The 1432-nt window shown below is 29.7% G+C and carries 1 protein-coding gene; it reads right to left on the reverse strand.

Annotation, left to right across the window (positions count from 1 at the left end):
• Positions 1-377 precede the first annotated feature (377 nt).
• Complete coding sequence (locus D9R21_RS06440; protein WP_126821539.1) at positions 378-1292, reverse strand: ABC transporter permease; 915 nt, start codon at positions 1290-1292, stop codon at positions 378-380.
• Positions 1293-1432 lie beyond the last annotated feature (140 nt).

A 1432-nucleotide genomic window follows, 5' to 3' on the forward strand; every position in this document is an offset into this window, starting at 1 on the left:
AATTTCTTTGTCATGAATCAAGTGTTTTTATATTTACTTTATATTTTTGTGCAATATAAGTAAGCGATGTTTGTTCAATTTCTTTTACTGTATTTTTTCAAAATTCTGCAGTATATGTTTTAAATTTTTGTTCTTTTCCTGCCATTAAAAAATGCACCTCCTCTAAAAGTTTAGTAAAGTTCTTTTTTAATTTTACTTACTTTTTGGGGTGCAGTCTTTTATCCCAGTGGTAAGTAATCCGACAACACTAAAAATAATGAATAGTTTTTTCATAAATAGTTTTTTCCCTTTATTTTTTAAAGAATATATCCTCAGAATACATTAATTATAGAAAAAAATAAGAAAATGTAAATAAAAACAACCGATATCGGTTGTTTTTATCGTAATGACTTATCAAATGTAATTCCTGATGCTTTTGGTACTTTTGAATATTTTGAGAAAATAACCATTGTTATTAATGCAAAGACAAATGGTAAAATTTTTAATAACTGATTTGATGGATCAGCAATATTTCAACCCGCAAAACGTCATAATGTTCCTGCTAAAGCAATTAAAAAGCTGAATAAGACTGCTCCCAATGTAATATATTGAATTCGTCATTGCCCAAAAATCATAATTGCCAAGGCAATATATCCTTGTCCTTGGACGTCACCACGAAATTGTCCAGAAACATAATGAGTGAACATTGCCCCTGCTAGGCCTGCTAAGCATCCAGAAATAATAACTGCCTTATATCTTGTTTTAATTACATTAATTCCAGCTGCATCAACTGCATTAGGATTCTCACCGCATCCAACATAGCGTAGTCCTGTTTTTGTAAATCTAAAGAAAATAAAGGTAAAACCTGCTAAAACAATTGCAATAATTAAGAAAATATTAATAATTTGATATGAATCAACCCCAATTGTACTAAAACCTGTTTGAATCATATTTCCAGCCGCTAAGGATGGAATGCTTACAAAAAATAATCCGATTCCAGTTGCTAATAAATTTAACGCTGTTCCAGAAATTACTTGTTGTGCTTTTAAAGTAATTGAAGCAAAACCATGTAATAAGGCAAAAGTCCCACCACAAATTGTGGCAATTAATAAAGCAATAATTTGCATTCCATTACCATATTGTGATAATACTTTACCAAGTAACGCATAAACTAACGCACCAATGATCATCATTCCATCAATAGCAATATTAACAACTCCTGCGCGTTCTGAATACAAACCAGCCATTGCCGCAATTAACAATACTGCAAAAAAAATTGAACCATTAGCAAATAATTGTGAAACTGCTTCCATTATTTTTTTCCTCCTTTTTGCATTTGATAAGCGGCATTTTGGGTAGTATTCATTATTCTTAGGTTTTTAATAAAATTAAGTAATTAGAAACAAATTAAGTTTCGCTTATGACTAAATGATAACAAAATTTATAAAAAATT

This window comes from Spiroplasma endosymbiont of Megaselia nigra (assembly GCF_003987485.1).
Classification (GTDB): Bacteria; Bacillota_I; Bacilli_A; order Mycoplasmatales; family Mycoplasmataceae; genus Spiroplasma.